The organism is Metabacillus sediminilitoris (assembly GCF_009720625.1).
Lineage (GTDB): Bacteria > Bacillota > Bacilli > Bacillales > Bacillaceae > Metabacillus > Metabacillus sediminilitoris.
The window spans coordinates 5538553-5563003 of record NZ_CP046266.1 but is presented as its reverse complement, the minus strand read 5'-3'; the positions used below and the strand labels follow the sequence as shown (position 1 = coordinate 5563003).

The following is a 24451-nucleotide window of genomic DNA, read 5'->3' as shown; positions in this document are numbered from 1 at the left end:
GTAATAGATTAGGTGTTACTCAGCATTTCTTTCTCAGGTGGCATGGAGTTGTTGTTTTCTCTTTTATTTTCATTGGTTGTAAACATAAATCTAGATTAAAATACTTATCAAGACTTAAATGATAAATTTTCGTTCTAAAAATGATTAATGTAAACGCACTCGTATAAAGAACAAGGCTCATTAAATTCATATTTCCAGAAAGTATGAAGTTAATGTGCATAAAGAGACAGATTAAGATTGATGGTATAGTAAGTAATCCCATTATAATAAGTACACCAAGAATAATTTGAACGATAGGAATGACATAGTTTAAAGTCATCACATATTCTAATAATACGTTTTCAATGAAAACTTTATAAAATAATGTGACATTTGGCTTCTCTAATGCACTGATTAAATATTCATTCAGAAATACCCCCGGTTCTTTAAACCATAATTTTTCGGAAATTTTGGTTACTCCAGCTAATAGCCAACCAATTCCAAAGAGAATACGCATTAAAACAATAAGAGATGGAAACAACCATCTTTTTTTATTTACTTTTGATTGAATTGCCATTCGACTACTCCTCCCTTTTAAATATTTAGGTTGTTTTTTCTTATATAAACTTTTTTGCCTTAGGTAAAAAATAAGTACAAAAAAAAATTGTATGTTTGATTTTGGACTATTTGCATTATATGCATTACTATCAAAAAAAAGTTTCCCTAACGCAAAATATTTTACCACATCGAAAAGAATATTAATAAATATTAATGGAGTATTTTTTTTATTTTGTTAGAGCAGGAAACCTAAGAGCCCACACTAATTGGTGGGGAAGAGATTATATAGATATAAATACTTTTTGTTATAAACTAACTATGTACATTGTATTCTTACGGTGAACCGTATCATAAGTAAATGAGTTTTTTTAAGAGGAATTGAATAAATTTCTCTTTTTCATTTTCATAGACCATAAGAGCAAGAATGAGGACGAAAAGAAGATAGCTTCCTTGTTAAAATGAGTCCAACAACCATTAGGAGGCAATAAAATGAATAAAATTCAGAAATTCAATGAGCTGCATACGTCAAAGGAAGTTTTATTTTTAGGAAATGCGTGGGATATCCTATCCGCCTTAACACTCGAGAAAGTGGGATTTAAAGCGATTGGCACGACGAGCTGGGGGATTGCTAATTCTTTTGGATATGCTGATGGTGAATTAATTGATTTTGAAAAACATCTTGGAATCATCAAAACAATTACAGAAAATGTGAAAATACCTGTCTCCGCAGATATTGAGGCAGGCTATGGTGATGGCACGGAACAAATTGTTACCAATGTTTTAAAAACAGCAGATGTTGGAGTTGCTGGAATAAATATTGAGGATTCACTGAAAAAACAAAAAGGGTTAAGAGATATATTGGAGCACTGTAACCTTTTATCAAAAATTAGATCGGCTCTAGATAAAAATGGTTATAAAAATTTTTATATTAACGCTAGAACGGACACTTATTTACAGAGCAATAAACCATTACTAGAGACTATTGATCGAGCTAAGTCCTATGTGGAGAGTGGAGCTAGTGGAATATTTGTTCCTGGATTGATCGATCATGATGAGATAAGAAAAATCACTATGATTGTAAATGCACCACTTAATGTATTATCTTTACCTGGACTAACGAATTGTAATAAGCTTAGGGAATTAGGTGTTAAACGTTTTAGTTTCGGAAATGCTCTATCTGACCATTATATTGCTTTTTTGGAAAAGAATGCGGAGCGATTAGTAGAGTTTAAGGATACTTCACATTTATATGAAGATTAAACTAGAAAGGACGGAGAGTATATTGGGGGCTAATATCAATCTTTCTTTTGAAGAAATGTGGGAGAAAATCATTGCTTGTGATAGTAAATATGATGGGTTATTTTTTACGGCAGTGAAAACAACCAAAATTTACTGCCGTCCTTCCTGTAGATCAAGAAAGCCGAAAAAAATAAATGTAGAATTCTTCTATGATATCAAAGAAGTTGAAAAAGCTGGTTTTCGTGCTTGCAAAAGATGTCAACCAGAATCTGATCATTCTCCACATATTGAACTTGTCAGAAATGTCGTTGCGTTCTTAGTAAATCATTATAAACAAAAGCTTGAATTACAGGATATTGCAAATCATGTTGGTGTAAGTTCTTATTATCTTGAAAGGTTATTTAAACAAGAAACTTCAGAAACTCCTCGTACCTATTTGGAAAAAATACGAGTTGATAAAGCGGCTTATCTTCTTACAAGTACAGATCGAACGAACCTTGAGATTTGCTATGAGGTCGGATTTCAAAGTCCTTCAAATTTTTATAAGGTGTTTCGACGTTTAAAAAATTCCTCACCAAGTGAATATCGAACGCTCTTAAATAAGGAATGACAGAAATGAAATGGATCGATAAAGGTTTATCTATTGAGATTTATCCGCCTCCCGAATTTAATTTTAAAGAGTGTTTAGTTTTCTTAGGTAGATCTGAGCAGGAAGTAATGCATCTAATAAAAGATGGTTATTTATATAAACTGGTAAAAGTGAACGGAGAAGTGGTTTTATTAAAAATAGGAAGCACCTCACATTCAATTCAAGTTGAATTCCCAATGAGTACCCCATCTATAAGCACTCTTGAAAAAGTAGTATCCTATATATGGGAATGGTTTGATTTGGATCAAGCGTTGGGGGATTTTTATGAAGTAGCCAGTAAAGATATGATTTTGAAACAAATTGCCCCTAAATATTATGGTTTACGGATAATATGTATTCCAGATCTATTTGAAGCGCTGACCTGGGCGATTATTGGACAACAAATCAATTTAACATTTGCATATACATTAAAGAAACGTTTCGTTGAACAATTCGGAGAAAGTTTTACTATCGAGGGAGACACGTTCTGGTTATTTCCTGAATTCAAAAAAATTGCATCCATAGAAGTGGATGATTTAAGGAAACTTCAATTTACTGTTAGGAAGGCTGAATATATTATTGGCGTCGCGAAAGCCATGACAAGTGGCGAATTGTCAAAAGAAATTTTGCTTCAAAAACAAGATTATCAACATATTCAAAAATCTTTAATGAGTATTAGAGGTATAGGAGCATGGACGGCAGATTATGTGATGATGAAATGTTTACACTATCCATCTGCTTTTCCAATAGCGGATGTCGGCCTTCATCATGCATTAATGCTTCAGTTAGGGATTGAGCGAAAACCGACAATAGAGGAAATAAGAGAAATGTCAATGAATTGGGAAGGTTGGCAAGCATATGCTACCTTTTATCTATGGAGGTCCTTATATGAGTAAACTACATAAATTAGAATACGAATCTCCGATTGGAGTTATAGAAATATGGGGAACAGATGAAGGCATCTGTTCAATCATGTTCTCTGAACGGGATAAAACAGAAAATGTCATGCAGGACGAAGTTCCCAAGGTATTAATGGATTGTTTTGACCAACTTGATGAATATTTTAAAGGTATACGTCAAGAATTTACGTTTCCCTATATCTTTGAGGGTACGAATTTTCAAAAAACAGTGTGGACCGCTTTAACTAGAATAACCTACGCTAAAACAGGATCATATAAGGATATTGCTGTTTTGATTGGGAATGAAAAAGCCATCAGAGCAGTCGGAAGTGCAAATGGTAAAAACAAGTTAAGTATTGTGATTCCTTGTCATCGAATTATCGGTTCAAATGGAAAATTAACCGGCTATGCAGGTGGTTTATGGAGGAAGGAATGGCTGCTTAAGCATGAAAGATCTTTTAAAAAGGTCATGACTTAAAGAAATGCTTACCATCATTTTTCGATTTTCTAGCTAGAACCATAAGTTTTTTTACAGGGATACAAAGTTTATTAACCTCATTTAGATGTACTATGGAGAACCTTACCATAAGTAAATGAGGTTTTTTTAGTTGAATGTAGATATAAAAGATGTTTAGTTTAAGAAGTTCAATATATATACAGGTAACTGAACTAGTTGAATGGGTAATAAAAAGAATCCCAATTTTTTATACCCCCATAATAAATTTTGGTTCGTTCGTATACTTTTAATACGATTACTAAAAACATAAGGGGAATTATATGAACAAACCAACCAAGGGAGCCCTTGCTATGGTATTAGCGGGATCTGTTACGTTTTCTGTCACCAACGCGTTGTTAGTCGATGAATCTTCTAAACGATTAACAAAAGATAATGCTTTAATTATATCCGGAGTCCAAAAAAAAGCGGATGTAATTGACCATGAAGAAAAAGCGGTGAAAGATCAAACGCCAACATCTAATGTGAAAGACGGTCAAACGAAAATTTCTCATGATATTCCTGCTTCCCAAGAGGCTTTTAAAAATAGAGACAAGAGTGAGATTGCCACAGCAGACATTCAACAGGATACGGAAAAAATTAGCAAGAGTACTACAACAAATCCTGCTGTAAAAAAGGTAACTGTGACAAGTATAAAAGCACCAACAGAAACGACTGCATCCACGGCGACCGGAACTAAAACAACAAGTGGAACCACAAAGCCTGAGGCAACAACGAAACCTGCGACAAGCCCAAAAGCAGCAACGAGAACGACTGCATCCACAGCGACGGAAACTAGTTCAACAAATGCAGCCGCAAAGCCTGAAGCACCAACGAAGCCTACGACAAGCCCAAAAGCACCAACGAGAACCACTGCACCCACGCCGAAGGGAACTAATTCAACAACTGCAACCACAACAACAGTCAACCGTGGACAACAAGTTTCTACAGCCGCACAAGAAAAGGCTGCGAGTCATCTGGAACAAAAGGGAAACAACGGAAAGGAAATGTAATTCATTCAAAAAGGGTCACCAAAAGAAGGTGATCCTTTTTCTGTTCTAAATTATATAAAAAAGGCCTTCCCAAAATGGGAAAGACCTGTGCGAAGTTTCCATTAGATAGTTTCCTTAACCTCCACAATAGAGGTTTCCTGAGTTACATTACCTTTTCGTTTTAGTTTATTCCAACCAACGGTTACTCCCTTTATTGCCGAAAAGATGGATTTTATCACCACATAAGTCATAAGCTGCTTGTACAAGATTCGTTGCAAAAACAATGAACGTAGTGGTTTAGGACTTTCTTTCTCCAAACGAAACGCATATAGTGAAGTAAAGAAATCCAGCAAGTAAAATAGAATAAACACAATAACTGCAATTTCAGGCTGTGTGTTAAAAAGGGCTATAATGAACAATAAATCTGCAAGAGGAGATATTGTTTGATAAATATATTGGAAAAGCCACATGTTTGGAAGGGCGATATATCCTAATGAGTTATGTTTTTTATTGAATAAAGCCTCACGATGTTTCCATAAGCATTGTAACGTACCATAAACCCATCGGTAACGTTGTTTTGCCAGACTTTTAATATCTTCCGGTACTTCTGTAAAGGCATAAGCCTTTTCTTCAAATTCAATCTTTTTCCCATTTCGTAAAAGAGTAAGAGTGATATCGGTATCCTCTGCGAGTGTATCCTCTTTAAAGTATCCAGCTTCTTCTACCGCTGTCTTTCTCCATGCGCCGATCGCACCTGGTACAACCGTAATGCAATTTAGAGCTGCAAAGGCCCTTCTCTCTAAGTTAAAGCCTGTCACATATTCGATATGCTGCCAGTTTGTAAGAAGGTTCCCCTTATTGCCGACCTTTACATTACCTGAAACAGCTGCAACACTTTTATTTTTAAAATGGTTAACAAGCAATGAGATGGCATCTTCAGCGATGAGTGTATCCGCGTCAAGAGCAACCACGATTTCCCCTCTTGCTTCTTTAAAACCAAGATTAACAGCGGAAGATTTTCCACCATTGTCTTTTTTAATTAATCTGACGAGTGGATGGTTTGCATAGATTTTTTGAATAATAACAGCAGTATCATCCTTTGATCCATCGTCGATAATCAGTATCTCAAAAGCTGGATAATCACTGGATAAAATTGAATTAACTGTTTTACAAATTACTTTTTCCTCGTTATAGGCAGCAATAACGACACTGACAAAAGGTGTAAAGCTAGGGTCGACTTGGATCTCTTTATATCTTTTTACCTGTCTTCTAGAAAGGAAAATGAAGATAATCAGTCGCAAGATTCCTAAAAGGATAGCTGAGTAGAACAGGAAGCTTAGTCCTGAGTGCCAGCCTTGTATGACCTTGAATACAGCCTTGTTATAGACCGAATAAGGGCTGTCCTGAACAGCAGGGGGCATAATTTGACTATCACTTTTTCCAATTAGATCAGCAGTGGTGGTAAAGGTGTAGCCCCGCTTTTTAAGTTCTTTAATAATAATAGGCAAGGCCTTTACAGTGTTGGAGCGGTCACCGCCAGCATCGTGCAGTAAAATCACATTTCCTTCTGGCAGCTGCTCCAGTACCTGATTCACAATTTCAGTGCTGGAACGTTTTTGCCAATCGCCAGAGTCAATCGATTTATCAACCAGGGTATAACCCATTTCCTGTGCTTGCAATATAGGCACCTGTTCGCTCTTTTTGCCCAGTTCCGTATCCGATACATAAGGCGGGCGGAAAAGGGTCATCGTATAGCCTGTTATTTCTTGAAATAGACGCTGATTTGCATTTAGTTCCATTCTCAAACGAGATGGCGTGATGGACGAAATATCAGGATGAGTAAATGTATGGCTGCCAATTTCATGGCCTTCCTGATGTATCCTTTTAACTATCTCTTGATGCATCAAAGCATTCTCTCCAACAATAAAGAAGGTTCCTTTAATATGATTCTTTTCCAAAATGTCCAATATTTGTGGTGTATAGGTTGGATCCGGACCGTCATCAAAGGAAAGGACGACTTCCTTCTTTTGAGATTTGCCATACCGGGTCATCTCAAAAGGCTTCGGTAATTTAATATAGGTTTCAGTTTGTACCATCCCATTTGAATCCAATTGAATCGTTCTTTTGCCTTTTTCGGATGCAGTAACTTTTAAAATCTCCCCGGCACCTGTATAGCGGCCAGATTCAGGACTTGCCACGGTTTTAAGGGCATTGGATGGATTAAGGATATCCTCTGGTTTGTTAATGTAATTCCAGATAGAAGGATCTTCAGAACCGAGACGCCAAAGCGCTATTCCTCTTGAGTCGCTATCTATAGCCAACTTCATTTGATTATAAAATGTAGCAGCATCTAAAAACCAAACAATATGGTTTTTTCCATTTTTTCTATATCGTAAATAAGGGTTTCCTGTTTCCTTATTCCAATGGATTTTGAGATTGGTTCCACTGCCCAATTCCAAGATATCCCGAAACGTCATGTCAACTGCGGGCTTGCTGGAGTTTTCTTCCCAGTCGTAACCGTAGCTTCCTAAACTCACAATCAATTTTTCGGAAGGAATATTGAGTTCGTTTAAACTCTCTTTTACCCAATCATTTGGAGCTACAGGTCCAGGGTTACTCATGGAGTGGTGCTGGTCATATAGCATGACAATCATGCGGTCTGTGCTATTTGCTAAAGCGGCATAGTCAAAACTATTGTTATTCGGCGGGACATCCACTGTGACCATAAGCTCATGTTGATGAAAGGCTTTATAAACTTTATCCATGAATCGGGTGAAATGATCTCTGTCATTTGGATTGATATCTTCAAAATCTATATTAATCCCGTCAAAGTCATTGGTTCTCACATAAGCCAGCATATTTTTAATAAAACGGTCTTCAGCGCCGGGGGTAGTAAATAACCGATGCAGGATATCGCCATCCCATTTATTGTTAATAAAATTATTAACTAATGGAAGAATCTTTATATCATGCGCTTTTGCGTCTGCAACAATTGAGCGATCAGTGCTGGCTTTAAGAGTAAGGTTAGGAGTAAGCTGCAACCATTCCGGCACTAATGTTGTAATAGAATCTATATTTTTTTTGAAAGAAGTTTTGCTGTTTTCATCCCAATTGACGTAAAAACCATAAACTTCTTGTTTGGTCTCCATTTGTTTTTTGTTCAATAAACCCATATTTTTTTGAATAAGAGGGGAAAGATTTGTCTTTTGAACCTGTGAAGCAATCTCTTCTTCACTGAAACTTGTATGAATCGGCTCAATCCCGCTCTTTCCTGTACTTTTATTCAATTGCAGCTCAGGAAATACTGGATTAGTATTAAGGCTTTCAATAAAAATAGTCGATACTAAAACAATAAAAATAGTAAAGCCTGCACTCATTCGTTTAATAATTGACCAGCGTCTTTTTGCAGGATCAAGAAAAACATGTTCTTGACTTCGTTCCTTTTTTTTCAGCCCTAAATTGTAAAACCAGTGGAAGAAAAAATAACAGACTAGACCAATTAGGCCTCCGAAGGCACCTGATGCAAGGATTTGTGAAGATTGTATTTTAGTCTTAAGGGCAGAAAATAGCCAGTAATCTTCCAATACAAGTAAATCCAGAAGGGGTAAATCACGAATATTAGGGATAAAAATCGTAATCAACGTTCCAAGGAATAAGGCGATAATATTAAGACGAAACAAAAGTGAAAAAGCAAGCAATAATGGAATTCTTAAACTATCTAAGGGTAAAAAGGCCAGAAAAAAACCAAGTGTACTCGCAACTGCTCCTGCATTTCCAGTGACAGGTGCAAACAAGGATCTGACAATCCACCTAAAAACTCGATTCACATAGATTCCTCCCCATAGGTGTAGTGTCGAAAAATGTATAACAATATTTTTAATAAATTAATTTTATACAATAAATAAATTCACAGTATTGTTAACTAGAAGTTATCCTAAATGTGTCATTTCCAGCGGACAAAGGCAAATTCTTTCGACAAAAAATGACTATCAACAAAATCTTAGATCGTTATTCTGAGATTTTGGGGGTAGGCTGAAAAACATTTACCGCTCGATGAAAATTTATTTAGGTACTAGAGAGTAAAAGTTGAATTATATATGAGTATTTGAATAGAAATGGTTTTTAAGTTTCTAGTCACTAAAAACTATAAATATCAATTAGTTCACCTCCGAACCAAGAAAAGAGTCATACTGTAACATTCTCTATAGGATGGACACATCTAATAGAGAAGTTTTATAGTAAGAGCAAGACACATAATGCTACAGTAGAGAACAAGAAAAAAATAAGTTGAGACAAGAGGAGGAGAACGATTTTCATGAAATTTGAAAAAGTTCGTTGGGGTATTATTGGGTGCGGTGATGTAACAGAAGTGAAAAGTGGTCCAGCATTCCAAAAAGTTGAAAATTCAGAGTTGGTTGCCGTAATGCGGAGAACCGGTGAACTTGCGAAAGACTATGCAAAAAGACATAATGTTCCAAAATGGTATGATGATGCTGACGCACTTATTAACGATCCAGATGTTGATGCTGTCTATATTGCGACACCGCCGGGTTCACATAAGGAATATACTATTAAAGTTGCCAAGGCAGGAAAACCTGTTTATGTAGAAAAGCCAATGGCACTTAATTTTGTGGAATGCAATGAAATGATCGCTGCTTGCAAAGAAGCTCGCGTTCCTTTATATGTTGCTTACTACCGAAGGGCACAGCCTAGATTTGTTAAAATAAAAGATTTGTTGGAAAGTAAAGTGATCGGTGACGTGCGTTTCGTATCAACAACACAGTACCAAAAAGCTTCGGAAGACGTGAAGGATTCAAAAAGTCTCCCGTGGAGGCTACAACCTGAAGTGTCCGGAGGGGGACTGTTTTTTGATTTAGCCAGTCATACGCTCGATATATTAGATTTTTTGCTGGGACCTATTAAGGAAGCTCAAGGTTTTGCTTCAAATCAAGCAGGCTATTATCGTGCGGAAGATATTGTGACAGGTACATATCGATTTGAATCTGGAATCCATGGCGTAGGGAAGTGGTGTTTTTCTGCTTTTGAAAATGTGGATGTGAATGAAATCGTCGGCAGTAAAGGTAAAATTACCTTTTCCACTTTTGGAGATGAGCCCATTGTTTTGACGACAACTAGTGGAAAAGAGCAATGGAGTTTTGAACGACCTCAGCACGTCCATCAACCCCTTGCAGAAACGATTATGGCTGAATTAACTGGAAATTACGGCCAGTGCCCAAGTAATGGAGTGAACGGTGCGAGAACCAACTGGGTCATGGGTGAATTAGTTAAGAGATAATAGATACGCCTTATTTTATTAAACGAAACTCTCCTGTATTGGTGGCTTTTATATCTAAATGAGTTTCCGTTTGCTATGAGAATGATGAAAATGATCTAAAGATGACGTAGGATAAACATAAAAACATAAAAATGTGAGCAAGAGTTTGCTGCAGCAAAAATGATGCAATACCATTTACAGTCATTTTGGTTGATATTGAATTTTTTAAAAAAGTGAATGATACCTATGGCCATCATAATGGTGATCAATTGCTAATGCATGTAATAAAGGTTTGCCAAACTCAGTTGAAGGAAGGCATGCTATTTACACGATATGGTGGGGAGGAGTTTGTCCTTGCATTGAAGGGAAGGACAGGTTTAGAAGGTGAAGAGTTAGCTAATCAGCTGCGCAGACATGTTGAAGCGCGGCCTCTCATTACGACAGAGGGAGTTATTTCTGTTACTTTAAGCAGTGGAGTGGCTGAGGCAACGAAAGCGACAGAGGAAACCCTTTATCAGCTTTTAAATAAAGCAGATCAAGCTTTATACTCTGCAAAACGAGAAGGACGTAATCAAGTGCGTGTCTATTCAGAGATAATATATCTTACAAACCTTAATTAGACACATCAAGGTGAACCGTACCAAAAATTAGAGGCTTTTTCATATTAAATTAAGCAGGCAATTTAAAGTAGCCTCAGCTTTAAAAGCAACCATTCATTCAAACAAAAAAATCTCCCTGAACAGACTCAGGGAGATTTCCACATTTTATTAACTTTTAGAATGGTGCATATTTCTTTTATTACTCCTGTGTACTTCGACTTCACTTTTTAAACCTTTTAATAATGAGAAGCTCATGACGATCATAATAATGGCAAAGGGAAGAGCGGCTGCGATGGATGCTGTTTGCAAAACGTTCAGACCACCGGCTAAAAGCAAGACAGCAGCTAAAGCAGATTGAATGATTCCCCATGTCATTTTAATTTTATTTGAAGGATTTAATGTTCCGCCTTCACTTAGCATTCCCAATACGAAGGTGGCTGTATCGGCAACAGTTATATAATAAATAGTTACGACAGCAAACCCCAAAATACTCAGCAGAGAACTTAATGGAAGATAATCAAAGAAGGTAAAGATAGATAATGAAACGTTTTTGGTAATATACATGGCCAAATCACGGCTGCCAGTGTTTTGCACAATTTCAAGCGCGGAACCGCCAAATATGGACATCCATAAACATGTTCCGAGAGTAGGAACAATTAACACTCCAATAACAAACTCCTTTACTGTTCTTCCTCTTGAAACCCGGGCAATAAACATACCGACAAAAGGTGCCCATGCAATCCACCATGCCCAATAAAATAAGGTCCATGATGCAATCCATTCTCCTTTGCCGAATGGTGTTAACCGTAAACTCATATGAATAAAATCACTGATATAGAGCCCGGTTGTATTAAAAAGAACCTTAATAATCGTCAAGGTTGGTCCGACAATCAAAATCATTAGCATGATTGCAAAAGATAAAATCATGGCTGCATTTGATAAGTATTGGATTCCTTTCTCTAAACCTGTATTGATTGAGATGATAAAAAGGACTGTTGCAACAGCAATAACAATCAACTGGACGAATAACACATTGGGAATTCCGAAGATTTCATGCATTCCGGCCGTGACCTGCATGGCGCCAAGGCCTAAAGATGTTGCGATTCCAAAGACAGTTGCGAAGATTGATAATACATCAATGGTTTTTCCGATCGGTCCGTATATTCTATCGCCAAGTATCGGATAGAATGCCGAACTGATGGCTGCAGGCAGTCTTTTGTTATATTGGAAAAAGGCAAGGGCTAAACCAATAACTGTGTAAATCGCCCAAGGGTCGAGGCCCCAATGGAAAAATGTATATTTCATAGCTGTATTGGCTGCCTCCACCGTAAATGGTTCCCCATAAGGTGGGGTGGTGTAGTGGGTAACCGGTTCAGCGACACTCCAGTAAACAATACCGATTCCCATACCAGCACCAAACAACATGGCGAGCCAGGATGCGGTGTTAAAATCAGGCTTGTCTGTTTTCCTCCCTAGCCGAATATCACCATATTTAGAGAACAGTAAATAAATGGAGAAGATGACAAAGAAGAGGGTGACACCAAGATAAACCCACCCAAGGTAATCAATCGAACCATTATAAATGGTGTTGGTGACTTTGGCGAGATTATCTGTAAAAAAGACTCCCCATACAATAAAAATGAGAGTAAGTAATAATGATATGATAAAAACACTGTTTCCCATATTTTTCTTACTGTCCATAGAAACCTCCTAGTAAGGCTTAGTTTAAGTGAAAATAGGCTCTCATGTGTCCAAAAAGTTAACTCCCAAGAGAAAAATTATTTATCAAGGAGGTTATATTGAAACTCCCACTTATCATTGATCATCAACTCATCCGCTGTTATCTCGATACCGCCTCCAAGGTAAACAGTTTGGTCTTTAATTGCTACCACCATTGCTTCAAAAAATGCATGATTGTCCTTCTTTTTATAGACGTCTCCTAATGACGGCAGCACTTCGTTGGCACGTAGATCTAAATTTTGGGGATCCAAGTCCTTCAAGCTCTCTTCATCAACCTTTTCAATGTCCTGATAATCGATAGGGGTGCTGCCGTTAGCACGCCCAGGCACCATTAATAAATACTCATTATGCTTGATCCCGTGAGAATTACTTGTGATGACACCTTTGTTATCAGCCGTTTCAATTAGATCAATTTCATTTAAGGAATATGTATCAAGGGAATCAGGCATGGGATTGTTAATTAATATATAATCTCCTGCTTCAGCTTTTCGATCATTTCTAAGCGTATATACCTTATGGTTAAAAACAAAGCTATCAAGATCCTTTGGTTTGTACCTTTCCACGCTGACCGCTTTGGTTAAATGCTGTGTTAAATCCCTAAGCCTTATAAGATGGACAGATTGTTTATACATCGGTTTTACGCCATATATCTTATGTAACTCATTGTTATAATAGACAAATTGTCCTTTTCTTACTTGATACAGTTTCACTGACAAATCTCCCTTCAACACATATGTAAAGACGTTGCTTATTTTTCAAGGAATAACTCCAGAATGATAGATGATAAGTTTAATGCTGCAGTTCTATTTTTATTAATAAGGTGTCCTATTTTAGAAAAAACATTATTTTTTAGATGAAATTGTATAAACCATACTATTATGAAACACTTGTATGAAGTTCTGTTTTATACAAAATTTATGGCCCTAAAATGCTGATTAAACGAGGGTTTTTGACAAGGGGAACCTTAGGTTGCGGTGTATTACAACTACAGTTATCTTTACTTTTTATATAGGGGTTTAACAATAACGGATGATAGATTACAGAAAGGTGTCTGATGAGATGATATTTGCAAACAAATTAAAAAAGGAGAGAAAGGATGAAGGGTGGTCTCAAGAAGAATTAGCAGAAAAGCTCTTTGTTAGTAGACAGTCAGTTTCTAAGTGGGAGAACGGTTAAAATTATCCGAGTATAGAAATCATTATTAAACTAAGTGACCTTTTTGAGCTAACAATTGAAGAATTGTTAAGGAGTGATGAGGAGTTGAAAGTGAAGGTGATTAATGGTGGTAAACAATTGGCACATCCAAAACTAAAATTTATCCCATTCTTAACGGGCAGTAGGACTCCCACTTCAAGATTCAAGAGAAACAAAGAAGATAAGTGGGAGATAACTGCCCGTAAAGATCCGATAAGTTTCGCTAACCATCAGTGGGGGATGAAAAAAACCCCCACTGATGGAAGTCTCACTTTATTTTTGATGTTTTAATTTTAATAGGCGTAGCTCTATTGATCCTAAAAATAGGTATCCTACTTCTAAATAAATTTACTACATTCGATTTCCCTTTATATGGCGGGTTATTTTTTGGAACTTTGGGTCTTTAATTTTAATGATAGGTGGAGCAATTGGTTCCAATATGGTGAAAGAAAAATATAAAGAGGATTAATTTATAAAGGAAACATAGATTTTATAGGGTAATATAAAAATTAGTCAATGTAAGATATTGCTGAGTGATCGTTCTTTTCCAAGGTTATGTTCCTTTGCTTTTGTGTATATCACGATGATTCTTTCATAAGGAAGAAAAAAGAAAGTCGCTTTCAATCAGTAAGATAGAAAAGCGACTTTCTTAAATTTTATCCCATTCTTAACGGGCAGTAAGACTCCACTTCAAGATTTGAGAGAAACAAAGAAGAGAAGTAGGAGATAACTGCTCGTAAAGATCCGACGAAGGACAGGATGTTCAAAGATCAGGCAAGACATAAGGACGTGGCGTTTTATGCGTGATAAGTTTCGCTAACCATCAGTGGGGGATCATGAAAACCCTACTGATGGAAGTCTCACTTTATTAATTTCTGATCAGATAATCGAATGCGCCTAATGCTGCAGTTGCACCTGATCCCATTGAAATGATGATTTGCTTATAAGCGCTATCTGTACAGTCGCCTGCAGCAAATACGCCAGGGATATTTGTTGCACCATGCTTATCAACTACGATTTCACCTACACGGGTACGTTCAACCGTTTCACCTAACCAATCGGTATTAGGGACAAGGCCAATCTGAACGAAGACACCTTGTAATTCAATGTGGTGAACTTCTTCCGTCTCGCGGTCAATGTAAGAAATACCGTTGACTTTATCAGTTCCGGTAATTTCCTTTGTTTGAACGTTCTTCAGAACAGTTACGTTAGGAAGACTGTAAAGACGCTCTTGAAGGACAACATCAGCTTTCAACTCAGGCATAAATTCAAGAACGGTTACATGCTTCACAATACCTGCGAGATCAATTGCCGCCTCAATACCTGAATTACCGCCGCCAATTACGGCTACGTGTTTTCCGGCAAATAAAGGACCGTCACAATGAGGACAGTATGCTACACCTTTGTTCTTGAACTCTGCTTCGCCTGGTACACCAACATTGCGCCAACGAGCACCAGTTGAAAGGATGACGGTTTTACTCTTTAGAACCGCACCATTTTCAAGTTCAAGTTCGATGAGGTCATTCTTTTCTAGACGTTTGGCACGTTGTAAATTCATGACATCAATGTCGTACTCTTTCACATGTTCTTCAAGACTTGCTGCGAGCTTAGGACCTTCTGTATATTTCACACTGATAAAGTTCTCAATACCCATCGTGTCCATAATCTGACCGCCAAAGCGTTCAGCAACAATGCCTGTACGAATGCCTTTGCGTGCTGCATAGACTGCCGCACTAGCACCGGCTGGTCCGCCGCCAACAACAAGCACATCAAATGGTTCCTTGCCAGCAAACTCTGATGCATCTGGAGCAGTACCGACCTTAGCAAGGATTTCTTCAAGTGTCATACGACCGCTGCCGAATGATTCTCCATTTAGGAACACCGTTGGTACGGCCATGATGCCCTTGCTTTCAACCTCATCCTTAAACGCTGCACCATCAATCATCGTATGAGAAATGCCAGGGTTAAGAATACTCATTAGGTTCAGTGCTTGTACAACATCTGGGCAGTTGTGACAGCTAAGGCTAATGTAAGATTCAAAGTGATATTCACCTTTTATACCTTTAATTTGATCAATGGCTTTCTGATCAACCTTTGGAGCTCTTCCGCTCACTTGCAGTAAAGCCAGCACTAATGAAGTAAATTCATGTCCAAGAGGGATACCAGCAAAAGTTACCCCAGTGTCTTCGCCGATACGATTCACACTAAAGCTGGGCGTTTTTGGTAATTCTGTGTTCTCAACTTTAATTTTCGAAGACATAGTGGCTAGTTCATCTACTAGAGCCAGCATGTCGCGAGAAACATCATCGGATCCTGCGCTAACTTTTAGAAGCACATCACCTTCCATCAGTTCAAGATATTGGGCTAATTGTGCTTTGATATCTGCTTCTAGTATCATTAATCTCGAACTCCTTAAATTTTCCCTACAAGATCAAGGCTTGGCTTTAATGTTGCAGAACCTTCTTGCCATTTTGCTGGGCAAACTTCACCTGGATTGTTACGTACATATTGTGCTGCTTTAATTTTGTTAACAATAGTGCTTGCATCACGGCCAATTCCGCCCGCATTGATTTCAACAGCTTGAACAATACCGTCTGGATCAATGATGAAAGTACCGCGATCAGCAAGACCTTCTTCTTCGTTTAGTACATCGAAGTTGCGAGAGATTTTTTGTGAAGGGTCACCAATCATAATGTATTCAATTTTACCAATTGTTTCTGAGTTATCATGCCATGCTTTATGTGTGAAATGAGTATCTGTTGAAACAGAGTAAACTTCAACACCAAGGTCTTTTAGAGTTGCGTATTGATTTTGAAGATCTTCAAGCTCAGTAGGGCAAACGAATGTAAAGTCTGCTGGATAGAAGCAAACAACACTCCATTTTCCTTTAAAGTTTTCATCTGTAACTTGGATAAAATCTCCGTTTTGATAAGCTTGTGCTTTGAATGGTAGTACTTCTTTTCCGATTAAAGACATAATAAAATTCCTCCTAGTGTGTTTTAAAATTTATAAAAATCGTTTTGTACATATAGTCAAAACGGTAAATAACGAATAATAACTATAATTTTCTCTTAATTATTATTCGTTAAATATAATAATTCTAATTCAGTAACTATTATTATATAAATTTTATTATTTTGTCAAGGATAAAACTCAAATTATCTTGTTATATTAATTTTCCTGATTCAATACTTGTAGTTGTTTTCGTTAGGAATACATGGTCACTGTAAAAAGGGGAGTTAAATGATTTTAATGTTAACACTTGAATTTTCAATTATCCTTAATCTTTCTCATTTAACAGTAATCAGGAAATTAGCAGTGTTTATTCGTTTAAATTGTAACGAATGGAACAGTTCTATAAATGCTTGGGACATATATGGATAAGTTGCAAAACTTTACTTTCCAGTATTTCTCAAAAAATATCTTACAATACAAGATAGTGTAATTTACAGTAAAAATATATCTTGTATTGCAAGGTAATGAAAAGAGTAATTGCTATGGCAGATACTACTCAAATGTTAAAAGGGATCTTAGCTGGATGCCTTTTAGCCATCATGAAAGATGGAGATATTTATGGTTATGAATTAGCGGCAAGATTGGAGTCATATGGATTTCACTCTTTCAGTGAGGAGATCATTTTTCCTTTATTACTTCAAATGCAAAAAGAAAAATTAATTAGTGCTACTTTAAGGAAGTCAACTGCAGGACCTAAAAGAAAGTATTATTCATTAACCGAAAAAGGAGAGGAAGAGCTAAAGCTATTTATCAAACGCTGGGGACAGCTAAGTTTCACGGTTAACAATGTGTTAAATAAAAGGGAGGTGTGAAATAATATGATTTCTAAGGAGTCTGAACAGTTTTTGATTGAACTTCGTCTATATTTATTCTCCAAAGGAAAAAATGATAAAGAATAATGAGATAACGGAGGAGCTTGAAGTCCAATTAGCAGAAGCTGAGAGTGAGGGGAAGGATGTCACAAAAATTATTGGGGAAAGTCCTAGCAATATATGAAGAGTATCAGTGAATCAAGAAAACTGATTATCGTCAAATTACAGGCTTAGTACCTATAATGATTCTACTTTTGGCTGCTTATTTTAGCATCGGACCCGCAATTGCAGGGGAATTTTCCTTATCAAAAGGTATGATCTGGATTGCATTCATAGCAGGATTCCTTGGAATGTTGATATATAGTTTGCTGTTATTCAAAGTATTACCTAAATTTCTTCAATGAAAATGGGTATCTTTTTACGTTCGGAACAAGTTTTTTCGTTACTGGATTAGGTATTGTTCCTTTACTTTGGTATAAAGAACAAGGTTTTGAGTCTATTTATGTAGCAAACCTTTTCAAAATAACCTGATTGTCGTATTTTGTATAGTTATTTTTATTGCTTCTGCCATTTACACCAAAACATGGAATACAATTTTAATACCATTGTTTATCTCACTAGGACCTCTTGCAAGTAGTTTTATTCCTGAGGATATTAATAAAAATCCAACATATATTTTTTATACTTTGCTACTATTATTAGTGGTTGCAGCATTTATTATTTTCATGGTTATTAAAAAAAGAAAAAAGTAGCTTTTTAAAGGAACTAGGGTTTCCAAAGTAGATTCTTTTCGGAAACCCTGTTTTTTATTTTTTTACGTAATCGTTCTCTTTTTTCTACTAACTTAAAAGGGACATACATAACTAATTAACCTAATCTTTTTACGATGTTTTCTAATTCATTTGTTAAAGTACCATTTTTGTATTTTTTAATAAAACGACTATACATAGATTGTATGAGATCATTTACATTGAATGTTATTTCTGGATATATGTTGGCTAAATCACTTAGTATGATTTCAAGCCTTAGTGCCTTTTTCCTCTTGATTGTACAGACGATCTCCTTTTTTCTTTGTATCCCATTATTCATTTGTACTATTTCATGGTCTCCACTGTAATGGAAGATTTCGATAGGTTGTGGAATCTCTGCCTGTAATTCTCTATATAAGTCATCAAGGTATTTTCTATGCTTAGCTTGATAGAGAAAATCATCTAAAAGAATACTGATTAAATTTGTTTGTGTAAATGGTTTCTCAATCACTTCAGAAACATCCTCACAAAAAAGTTCTCCCCGGAGAAAATCGGAAACAGGGACTGCAATTGTATATTTAAGGTCAATGGTTGGAGAAAACTTTCGAGAAATATGATGAAGTATTCTGTCAATAAGTCCTGTAGGATGATAGGTTAGGTCATTAAGTTCTTCTTCATATATGGTATAAAAATTTTGATTACTATAGGTTTTACTCACAATATATCCCTCTTTCTAAACTATCAATTTGTTATATTGCTAGTCTATTCGAGAGAGAGAAGTGGTAGAACGTTTAAAACAGTAAGTTTTTGTATAAACTAATAGGAATAAAAGACCAAGCAGGATAGGAGAGAGAACAGATGAATGCTAAAAAGAAAGAAAAGAAAAATAGTCTTGAGGGAATCGATAGAAAATTGATAAAAAAATTTGCAAATGCAGCTAAAAAATCCAAAACAGTTACTTCTTTTAAAGCAAGATAGATATGATCTGATATAAAGAATAAAAAGGTGTGAATGGTAAAGAGAATGTAGGAAGAATTATAATCTTAATTGTAGAAGAGAATTATGTTATAAACTCTTTGAGAATTAGAATGGTCTCAAATGTTAAGGAATTAAACTTCGAGGTTTTGCTTACTAATAATATATTTTTATACATATTACACCCATCGTCTTTTACAAATTTCTGGAGATGGGGGACTACTACTTTTGCATTTGGATTTGTAACAATACATGGAATTAATAGAGTAAGAGCGATTAATAATTTAGCTAACCTGACTATAAATGATCGTCTGTTTGGAGATCGTTTTTAGTGGGTTATTTTCTTTTGAGTAGGATTATTGTAATTGTGGTCCAAACAAAGAAGAAGGATAGAGCGTATTGATTAAACGAAAAAAACGTGGTAGATTAAAATAGATCATATGTAATTTCGTCATTAAGGTCATAATAATCCCTATTATAATTTTATAACATAATCACTCTTCAGTCAACCCTCATTTTCAATTTTTTAAAGGAGTGCATGATATGGACAAAGGACTTCGTCAGGAGCAAGAACATTTAGACAGCATTTTGGAAACAATTACAGAACAGATCAGTAAGTTGGAAGGAGAAACTGACCAGCATCGGAAAGAAGTGGTCAATATCCGCAAAAACTTTTGGGATGAGGTCAAGGTTAATACAGATAGTTTCGATGATTATCTCGAGACGATTATAAGCTTGAGACAACAGGCCCAAGAATTGTCTGTAAGCCAAAGTAGTCATAAGCAAGCCTCCAAACGGCTGTCCACTCTGCAAAGAATGCAGGAAATACCCTATTTCGGCCGAATTGACTTCACTGAGGAAGGAACATCCGAGGTTGAACGTTTTTATATCGGTGTCTCCACCCTAACGGATGCAAGCGGTGAGAACTTCCTAATTTATGACTGGCGAGCACCAATTTCAAGCGTCTATTATGATTATCCGCCAGGTCCGGCTGAGTACGATACACCAGGAGGAGTAGTTGGCGGTGTGTTGGATCGAAAGTGGCAATATATTATCCGTGATGGAGTCATTGAATCGATGTTTGATACAAGTATTACAATTGGAGACGAGATTTTACAGCATGTGCTCGGAAAAGGGACAGACAAACATTTACACAGTATCGTGTCTAGCATACAACAGGAGCAAAACCAAATTATCAGGTATGACAAAGGACGTCTACTTATTGTTCAAGGCGCCGCTGGCAGTGGAAAGACATCGGCAGCCCTGCAGAGGATCGCTTACTTGCTCTATAAGTATCGAGAATGGCTAAAAGCCGATCAAATTATTCTTTTTTCGCCTAACGCTATGTTTAACAGCTATGTATCTAGAGTGTTGCCAGAGCTTGGCGAAGAAAATATGCAGCAGGTGACATTTCAGGAATATTTGAGTCATCGGTTAGGCGATTCATTTCAACTTGAGGATACTTATGGACAATTGGAATATGTTTTGACTGCAAAGGATGAACCTTCTTATCAGACTAGGACGGCAAATATCCGTTTCAAGGCATCGCTCCGCTATTTTGAGATAATTAAGGCGTACAGACAGTCTCTGGAATCATCTGGGATGATATTTAAAGGAATGAAATTCAGAGGGAAACCGATTGTTACCGCCAAACAAATAACGGAGAGATTTTATAGCAGCAATTCTTCACTTCGCTTTTACAACAGGTTAGAAAAGCTGACAGAGTGGCTAAATGAGCGTATTGATGAAACGGAAAAGGTTGAACTGACAAAGCCATGGGTACAGGAAGAAATCGAGTTGCTTAGTAAAGATGATTATCAAAAGGCCTATACGTATTTACAGAAAAAACACGGCTATACAGAAGAATCATTTGATGATTATGAGAGAGAGAGCAAATTGCTAAGCAGAATGCTCGTTCGGAAAAAGTTGAAGCCGCTTCGCGAATCAATCAAAATGCTTCGTTTCATAGACATGAAAGGGATATACAAGCAACTGTTTGCTAATCCACTACAGATCAATATGTGGATAGATGGTAACAGACCCAAGAAGTGGGAAGATATTTGTCTGTTAACGGTAAAAATGCTTGATGAAGGCAAACTATTTTACGAAGATGCTACACCGTTTTTACTTTTGAAAGAGTTGATTCAGGGATTTCAGACGAATGTTTCAATTAAACACGTTCTTGTAGACGAAGCACAAGATTATTCTCCGTTTCAATTCGAGTTTTTGAAACGCTTGTTTCCTTCAGCAAGGATGACGGTGCTCGGTGACTTTAACCAGGCAATATTCGCTCATGCCAGTGAAATGGCTGATTTTCATACACTTAAAGGATTATACGGAGCAGATGAAACACATACGATAAACTTAACCCGCAGCTACAGATCAACTAAACCAATTGTAGATTTTACACGTGGACTCGTCAGTGGTGGTGAACAGATAACTGCTTTTGAGCGTGATGGTGTGGTGCCTGTATTAACGCAAGTATCTAATCGTGACGAACTGCATCACTGTATAACTTCTAAAATCGCCGAACTAAAGGGGCGTCAGTATAATACGATTGCAGTTATCTGCAAATCCGCTGCGGAAAGCTCAATTGCATATGACGCTTTGAGAGGCATTGATGAAATGAAACTCGTGAAGAGCGGTTCAATTGAATACGAGCAAGGCGTTGTCATCATACCGGCATATCTAGCCAAAGGGATTGAATTCGATGCAGTTATTATTTATGACGCATCAGTTGAAGTATATGGAAATGAGAGTCTGCGCCGATTGTTCTATACAGCCTGCACGCGGGCTATGCACCACCTGCAGCTTTACAGTATTGGTAAACCGAGCTCTTTTTTACTCAATGCTGCAACAGGAAGCTTTATTCAAAACTAGATTTTGTATCTTGAACAACAAATCTACTTTTTTCATCTGCTAGACGGAAGGCTAGTTCCCAAGCTGGTGGGCACGGCCTTCCGTTTTCATAGCTATCAATAGCTTTAAAGTAAAAGCCAGCGAAACTGACTAAAACACGTTCCATCCAAACAGGATCCCGGAAAAAATCTGAAGATAGACGTGCTGCATCTCCTTCGTCATCAAGAGGTAGTCTCGTTGAAATACTGCTCTATGATCCCCAGACTTCAGAAGAACTTGAAGCCGTTTCTCCATGAAATCAATCACTTGTTTCATTGAATGGAATTGATCCAATTGTTTATATTCAAATCCCATCATATACCTCTAACACCTGTTCTTTAATTGGGTATGAGTATTGTACTGTACTAATCTTATTCCAGGATGGAACCTTTTTGTTGATGTTGGAAAAAATATCCATTAAAAAAAGCACTAAAATCATTTTGATTTTAGTGCTTTTTTCTACATGTCAAATGGTGACAAAATGGGTGATTTTATCAATTTTATCCATTATTATTGCAACGTTAGCTAAGTTCTTAATAACAGCCACTTACCGATTTCATGACAAAATTCTAATTCATAGCAAAATTATATGTTAATATAAGTAAAGGCAAATTAAACCATATTATTATTTCTTATTTGGTTTTGAAATCAAATAAAAGGAGTATGTATGAAGGGATTTTATACTCAATTAGATAATAAAATATATTATAGTACAGTACTAATTGTCATAGTTATTATGATTATTGGTTTGTTGATGGATAATCCGAATATTGGTGAAGATAGGATAGGTAATATCTTACACAGTTCACTTATTTTCATTCTATCTGTGTGTTTATTGCTTTATCCAAAGTATGTAACTCGTGTTTTTAGAATGATCATTATTATCGTAGCGTCATTCTACTTTTATACCCTTTTTTTATTATATCCAGAAACATGGTCTACCTTTATTTTTCTATGTTTTATTCCGGCCATTTCTATTTTGTTTTTTGATTCAAAACTCTTTTATTTTTCATTACTATTAAACAGTGTATCTATCATTGGTTTATTCGGCTATATTGTATTCAGTGGCAAAGGATATCTCTACCCTTATATTCAACAGGATCTAATCGGAAATGTTATTAACTTTATTGGTAGTCAAGTAATTATCTATTTTATATTTTATTTGTCGTCAGGACGAATAAAAAAACAGCAATTATATTATGAGCAAATTCAGCAGACAGAGCGTTTGAAGACTACTGGACAACTTGCAGCTGCTGTTGCACATGAAATTAGAAATCCATTGACAGTTGTAAAAGGATTTTTGCAGTTATACGAAAAGGACACTTCGTTTAGTGATGAAACAAAAAGACATTTTACGTTGATGGTGGATGAATTGAATACAGCTGAGCAGGTGATTTCTCAATTTTTGTCGATTGCAAAGCCAAATAAAGAGACAGAAACAGAAACAGTTAATGTAAAGGAAGTTCTTCAGAGTGTAACAGATTTACTCCATTCATATGGACTTTTACATGATAATAAAATTGAATTAAATGTAGTAGAGGATTGTTATATTGTTGCAAACAATATAGAGTTTAAACAATTATTGATAAACATTATTAAAAACGCAATTGAGGCCTCTAAAATTGGTGATTCTGTCATTGTCACTGCTAGTAGAAAGGGAGAGTTTGTTGAGATTAAAGTAGTTGATTATGGACATGGGATGTCAGAGGCAGAAGTAAAGTCCCTTGGTACTCCATTTTATTCTTTAAAAAGCAAAGGGACTGGATTAGGTATGATGATTTGCTTTAATATAGCTGAGAAATATAAAGGGAAAATTGATATTCAAAGCTCTCAAGGTGAAGGAACGATGATCTCTATTAGCTTTCCAGCAACCATTTCATGAGTGTTGTAAAAGTCTCGGTTACTATATCAAAAGTAAATGTGTTTTTCTTAATTGTTCGTTAATGATTAAAGCAGTCATAATAATAAATTAAACTGTTATGACTGCTTTTTAATACATGGATTTAAATATTTCTTTAGGGAAACCAGAGAATTTCCAAGTTGCAAAAGCTAATATATCAAATGGATTAGTAGCGACTAAAAAGATACCGTTAAATCCAGAATCCATTATGCTGTTCACAATTGTTTTAAAAATCTTCAGTTTTTACTTACAAGATCAAGTCTTGTTTCTCCAGGTTTTTGCTGTACCAGCATAAATCACAACAATAGCAGCATCTTTGTGCAGTCTTCATAAGATATTCCACTAATATGGTAAGTATTAGCTGCTCCGATCTTGTAAAATATCATTAATTAATAAGATAACTTTTGTATTTAAAAGGCATAAATTTTCTAAGCATTGAGTTCATTAAGCCTCTTTTGAAAAAATACTCTAAGCCCCATCCTCCTTCAATTTAAAATTATTAATTT

At 36.2% G+C, this 24451-nt stretch carries 18 protein-coding genes and 2 pseudogenes; 11 read left to right on the top strand and 9 right to left on the bottom strand.

What is annotated here, in order from left to right; translation table 11 throughout:
- Nucleotides 1–19: 19 nt before the first annotated feature.
- Entirely contained in the window at nucleotides 20–556 is a 537-nt protein-coding gene (locus tag GMB29_RS26640; protein WP_136356275.1) for a DoxX family membrane protein, read from the bottom strand.
- A 470-nt stretch (nucleotides 557–1026) separates the two neighbouring features.
- Here GMB29_RS26640 and GMB29_RS26635 point away from each other — a divergent pair, with 470 nt between their 5' ends.
- The 5 genes from GMB29_RS26635 (at nucleotide 1027) to GMB29_RS26615 (ending at nucleotide 4809) form a co-directional block, all read left to right on the top strand.
- On the top strand, nucleotides 1027–1797 hold the full coding sequence (locus tag GMB29_RS26635; protein ID WP_136356273.1) for an isocitrate lyase/PEP mutase family protein: 771 nt from the start codon (nucleotides 1027–1029) through the stop codon (nucleotides 1795–1797).
- 55 nt (nucleotides 1798–1852) lie between these two features.
- Entirely contained in the window at nucleotides 1853–2386 is a 534-nt protein-coding gene (locus GMB29_RS26630) for a bifunctional transcriptional activator/DNA repair enzyme AdaA (protein WP_211091265.1), read from the top strand.
- Nucleotides 2387–2391: 5 nt separating this feature from the next.
- Nucleotides 2392–3300 carry a DNA-3-methyladenine glycosylase family protein gene (locus GMB29_RS26625; protein ID WP_136356271.1) on the top strand — a complete coding sequence of 303 codons (909 nt, stop codon included), beginning with the start codon at nucleotides 2392–2394 and terminating at the stop codon, nucleotides 3298–3300.
- Nucleotides 3293–3781 (top strand): methylated-DNA--[protein]-cysteine S-methyltransferase, encoded by a 489-nt coding sequence (locus GMB29_RS26620; RefSeq protein WP_136356269.1) that lies wholly within the window; start codon nucleotides 3293–3295, stop codon nucleotides 3779–3781. The genes GMB29_RS26625 and GMB29_RS26620 overlap by 8 nt, the downstream gene beginning before the upstream one ends.
- 299 nt (nucleotides 3782–4080) lie before the next feature.
- Nucleotides 4081–4809 carry a hypothetical protein gene (locus tag GMB29_RS26615; protein WP_136356267.1) on the top strand — a complete coding sequence of 243 codons (729 nt, stop codon included), beginning with the start codon at nucleotides 4081–4083 and terminating at the stop codon, nucleotides 4807–4809.
- A gap of 101 nt (nucleotides 4810–4910) precedes the next feature.
- Here GMB29_RS26615 and GMB29_RS26610 read toward each other — a convergent pair whose 3' ends face one another.
- Nucleotides 4911–8240: a trifunctional glycoside hydrolase family 18/polysaccharide deacetylase/glycosyltransferase family 2 protein gene (locus GMB29_RS26610; RefSeq protein ID WP_168733908.1), complete on the bottom strand. Its 3330-nt coding sequence runs from the start codon at nucleotides 8238–8240 to the stop codon at nucleotides 4911–4913.
- Nucleotides 8241–9103: 863 nt separating this feature from the next.
- On the opposite strand from GMB29_RS26610, the gene GMB29_RS26605 reads away from it, so the two are divergent.
- Together GMB29_RS26605 and GMB29_RS26600 are read left to right on the top strand one after the other, a co-directional pair.
- Nucleotides 9104–10084, top strand: a complete 981-nt coding sequence (locus GMB29_RS26605) for a Gfo/Idh/MocA family protein (protein WP_136356263.1) — start codon at nucleotides 9104–9106, stop codon at nucleotides 10082–10084.
- Between the two features lie 212 nt (nucleotides 10085–10296).
- Complete coding sequence (locus tag GMB29_RS26600; protein ID WP_235883162.1) at nucleotides 10297–10683, top strand: GGDEF domain-containing protein; 387 nt, start codon at nucleotides 10297–10299, stop codon at nucleotides 10681–10683.
- A gap of 147 nt (nucleotides 10684–10830) precedes the next feature.
- Here the strand turns inward: GMB29_RS26600 and GMB29_RS26595 are convergent, their stop codons facing one another.
- Together GMB29_RS26595 and GMB29_RS26590 are read right to left on the bottom strand one after the other, a co-directional pair.
- Nucleotides 10831–12363 (bottom strand): glycine betaine uptake BCCT transporter, encoded by a 1533-nt coding sequence (locus tag GMB29_RS26595; RefSeq protein WP_168733906.1) that lies wholly within the window; start codon nucleotides 12361–12363, stop codon nucleotides 10831–10833.
- 77 nt (nucleotides 12364–12440) lie between these two features.
- A complete protein-coding gene (locus tag GMB29_RS26590) occupies nucleotides 12441–13112 on the bottom strand; it encodes a hypothetical protein (RefSeq protein ID WP_136356259.1) in 672 nt (223 codons plus the stop codon).
- A gap of 349 nt (nucleotides 13113–13461) precedes the next feature.
- On the opposite strand from GMB29_RS26590, the pseudogene GMB29_RS27570 reads away from it, so the two are divergent.
- Nucleotides 13462–13719: pseudogene (locus GMB29_RS27570) on the top strand (helix-turn-helix transcriptional regulator); the annotation flags it as partial.
- A gap of 745 nt (nucleotides 13720–14464) precedes the next feature.
- Here GMB29_RS27570 and ahpF read toward each other — a convergent pair.
- Nucleotides 14465–15994 (bottom strand): alkyl hydroperoxide reductase subunit F, encoded by a 1530-nt coding sequence (ahpF, locus tag GMB29_RS26580; protein WP_136356257.1) that lies wholly within the window; start codon nucleotides 15992–15994, stop codon nucleotides 14465–14467.
- A gap of 14 nt (nucleotides 15995–16008) precedes the next feature.
- Nucleotides 16009–16572: an alkyl hydroperoxide reductase subunit C gene (ahpC, locus tag GMB29_RS26575; RefSeq protein ID WP_136356255.1), complete on the bottom strand. Its 564-nt coding sequence runs from the start codon at nucleotides 16570–16572 to the stop codon at nucleotides 16009–16011.
- Nucleotides 16573–17093: 521 nt separating this feature from the next.
- Between ahpC and GMB29_RS26570 the strand changes: the two genes are divergently transcribed.
- The gene (locus GMB29_RS26570; protein WP_136356253.1) at nucleotides 17094–17423 is read left to right on the top strand and encodes a PadR family transcriptional regulator; all 330 of its coding nucleotides are present in this window, start codon (nucleotides 17094–17096) and stop codon (nucleotides 17421–17423) included.
- An 867-nt stretch (nucleotides 17424–18290) separates the two neighbouring features.
- Here the strand turns inward: GMB29_RS26570 and GMB29_RS26565 are convergent.
- Nucleotides 18291–18890, bottom strand: a complete 600-nt coding sequence (locus GMB29_RS26565; RefSeq protein ID WP_136356251.1) for a hypothetical protein — start codon at nucleotides 18888–18890, stop codon at nucleotides 18291–18293.
- 800 nt (nucleotides 18891–19690) lie between these two features.
- Here GMB29_RS26565 and helD point away from each other — a divergent pair.
- Complete coding sequence (helD, locus tag GMB29_RS26560; protein ID WP_136356249.1) at nucleotides 19691–22027, top strand: RNA polymerase recycling motor HelD; 2337 nt, start codon at nucleotides 19691–19693, stop codon at nucleotides 22025–22027.
- Here helD and GMB29_RS26555 read toward each other — a convergent pair.
- A complete protein-coding gene (locus GMB29_RS26555) occupies nucleotides 22014–22250 on the bottom strand; it encodes a DUF5995 family protein (protein WP_227551782.1) in 237 nt (78 codons plus the stop codon). The genes helD and GMB29_RS26555 overlap by 14 nt on opposite strands.
- 462 nt (nucleotides 22251–22712) lie before the next feature.
- Between GMB29_RS26555 and GMB29_RS26550 the strand changes: the two genes are divergently transcribed.
- Nucleotides 22713–23927, top strand: coding sequence for a sensor histidine kinase (locus GMB29_RS26550; RefSeq protein WP_136356247.1), 1215 nt, complete (start codon nucleotides 22713–22715; stop codon nucleotides 23925–23927).
- Between the two features lie 129 nt (nucleotides 23928–24056).
- Here the strand turns inward: GMB29_RS26550 and GMB29_RS26545 are convergent.
- Nucleotides 24057–24277, bottom strand: a pseudogene (locus GMB29_RS26545) (lactate/malate family dehydrogenase); the annotation flags it as partial.
- Nucleotides 24278–24451: the final 174 nt, after the last annotated feature.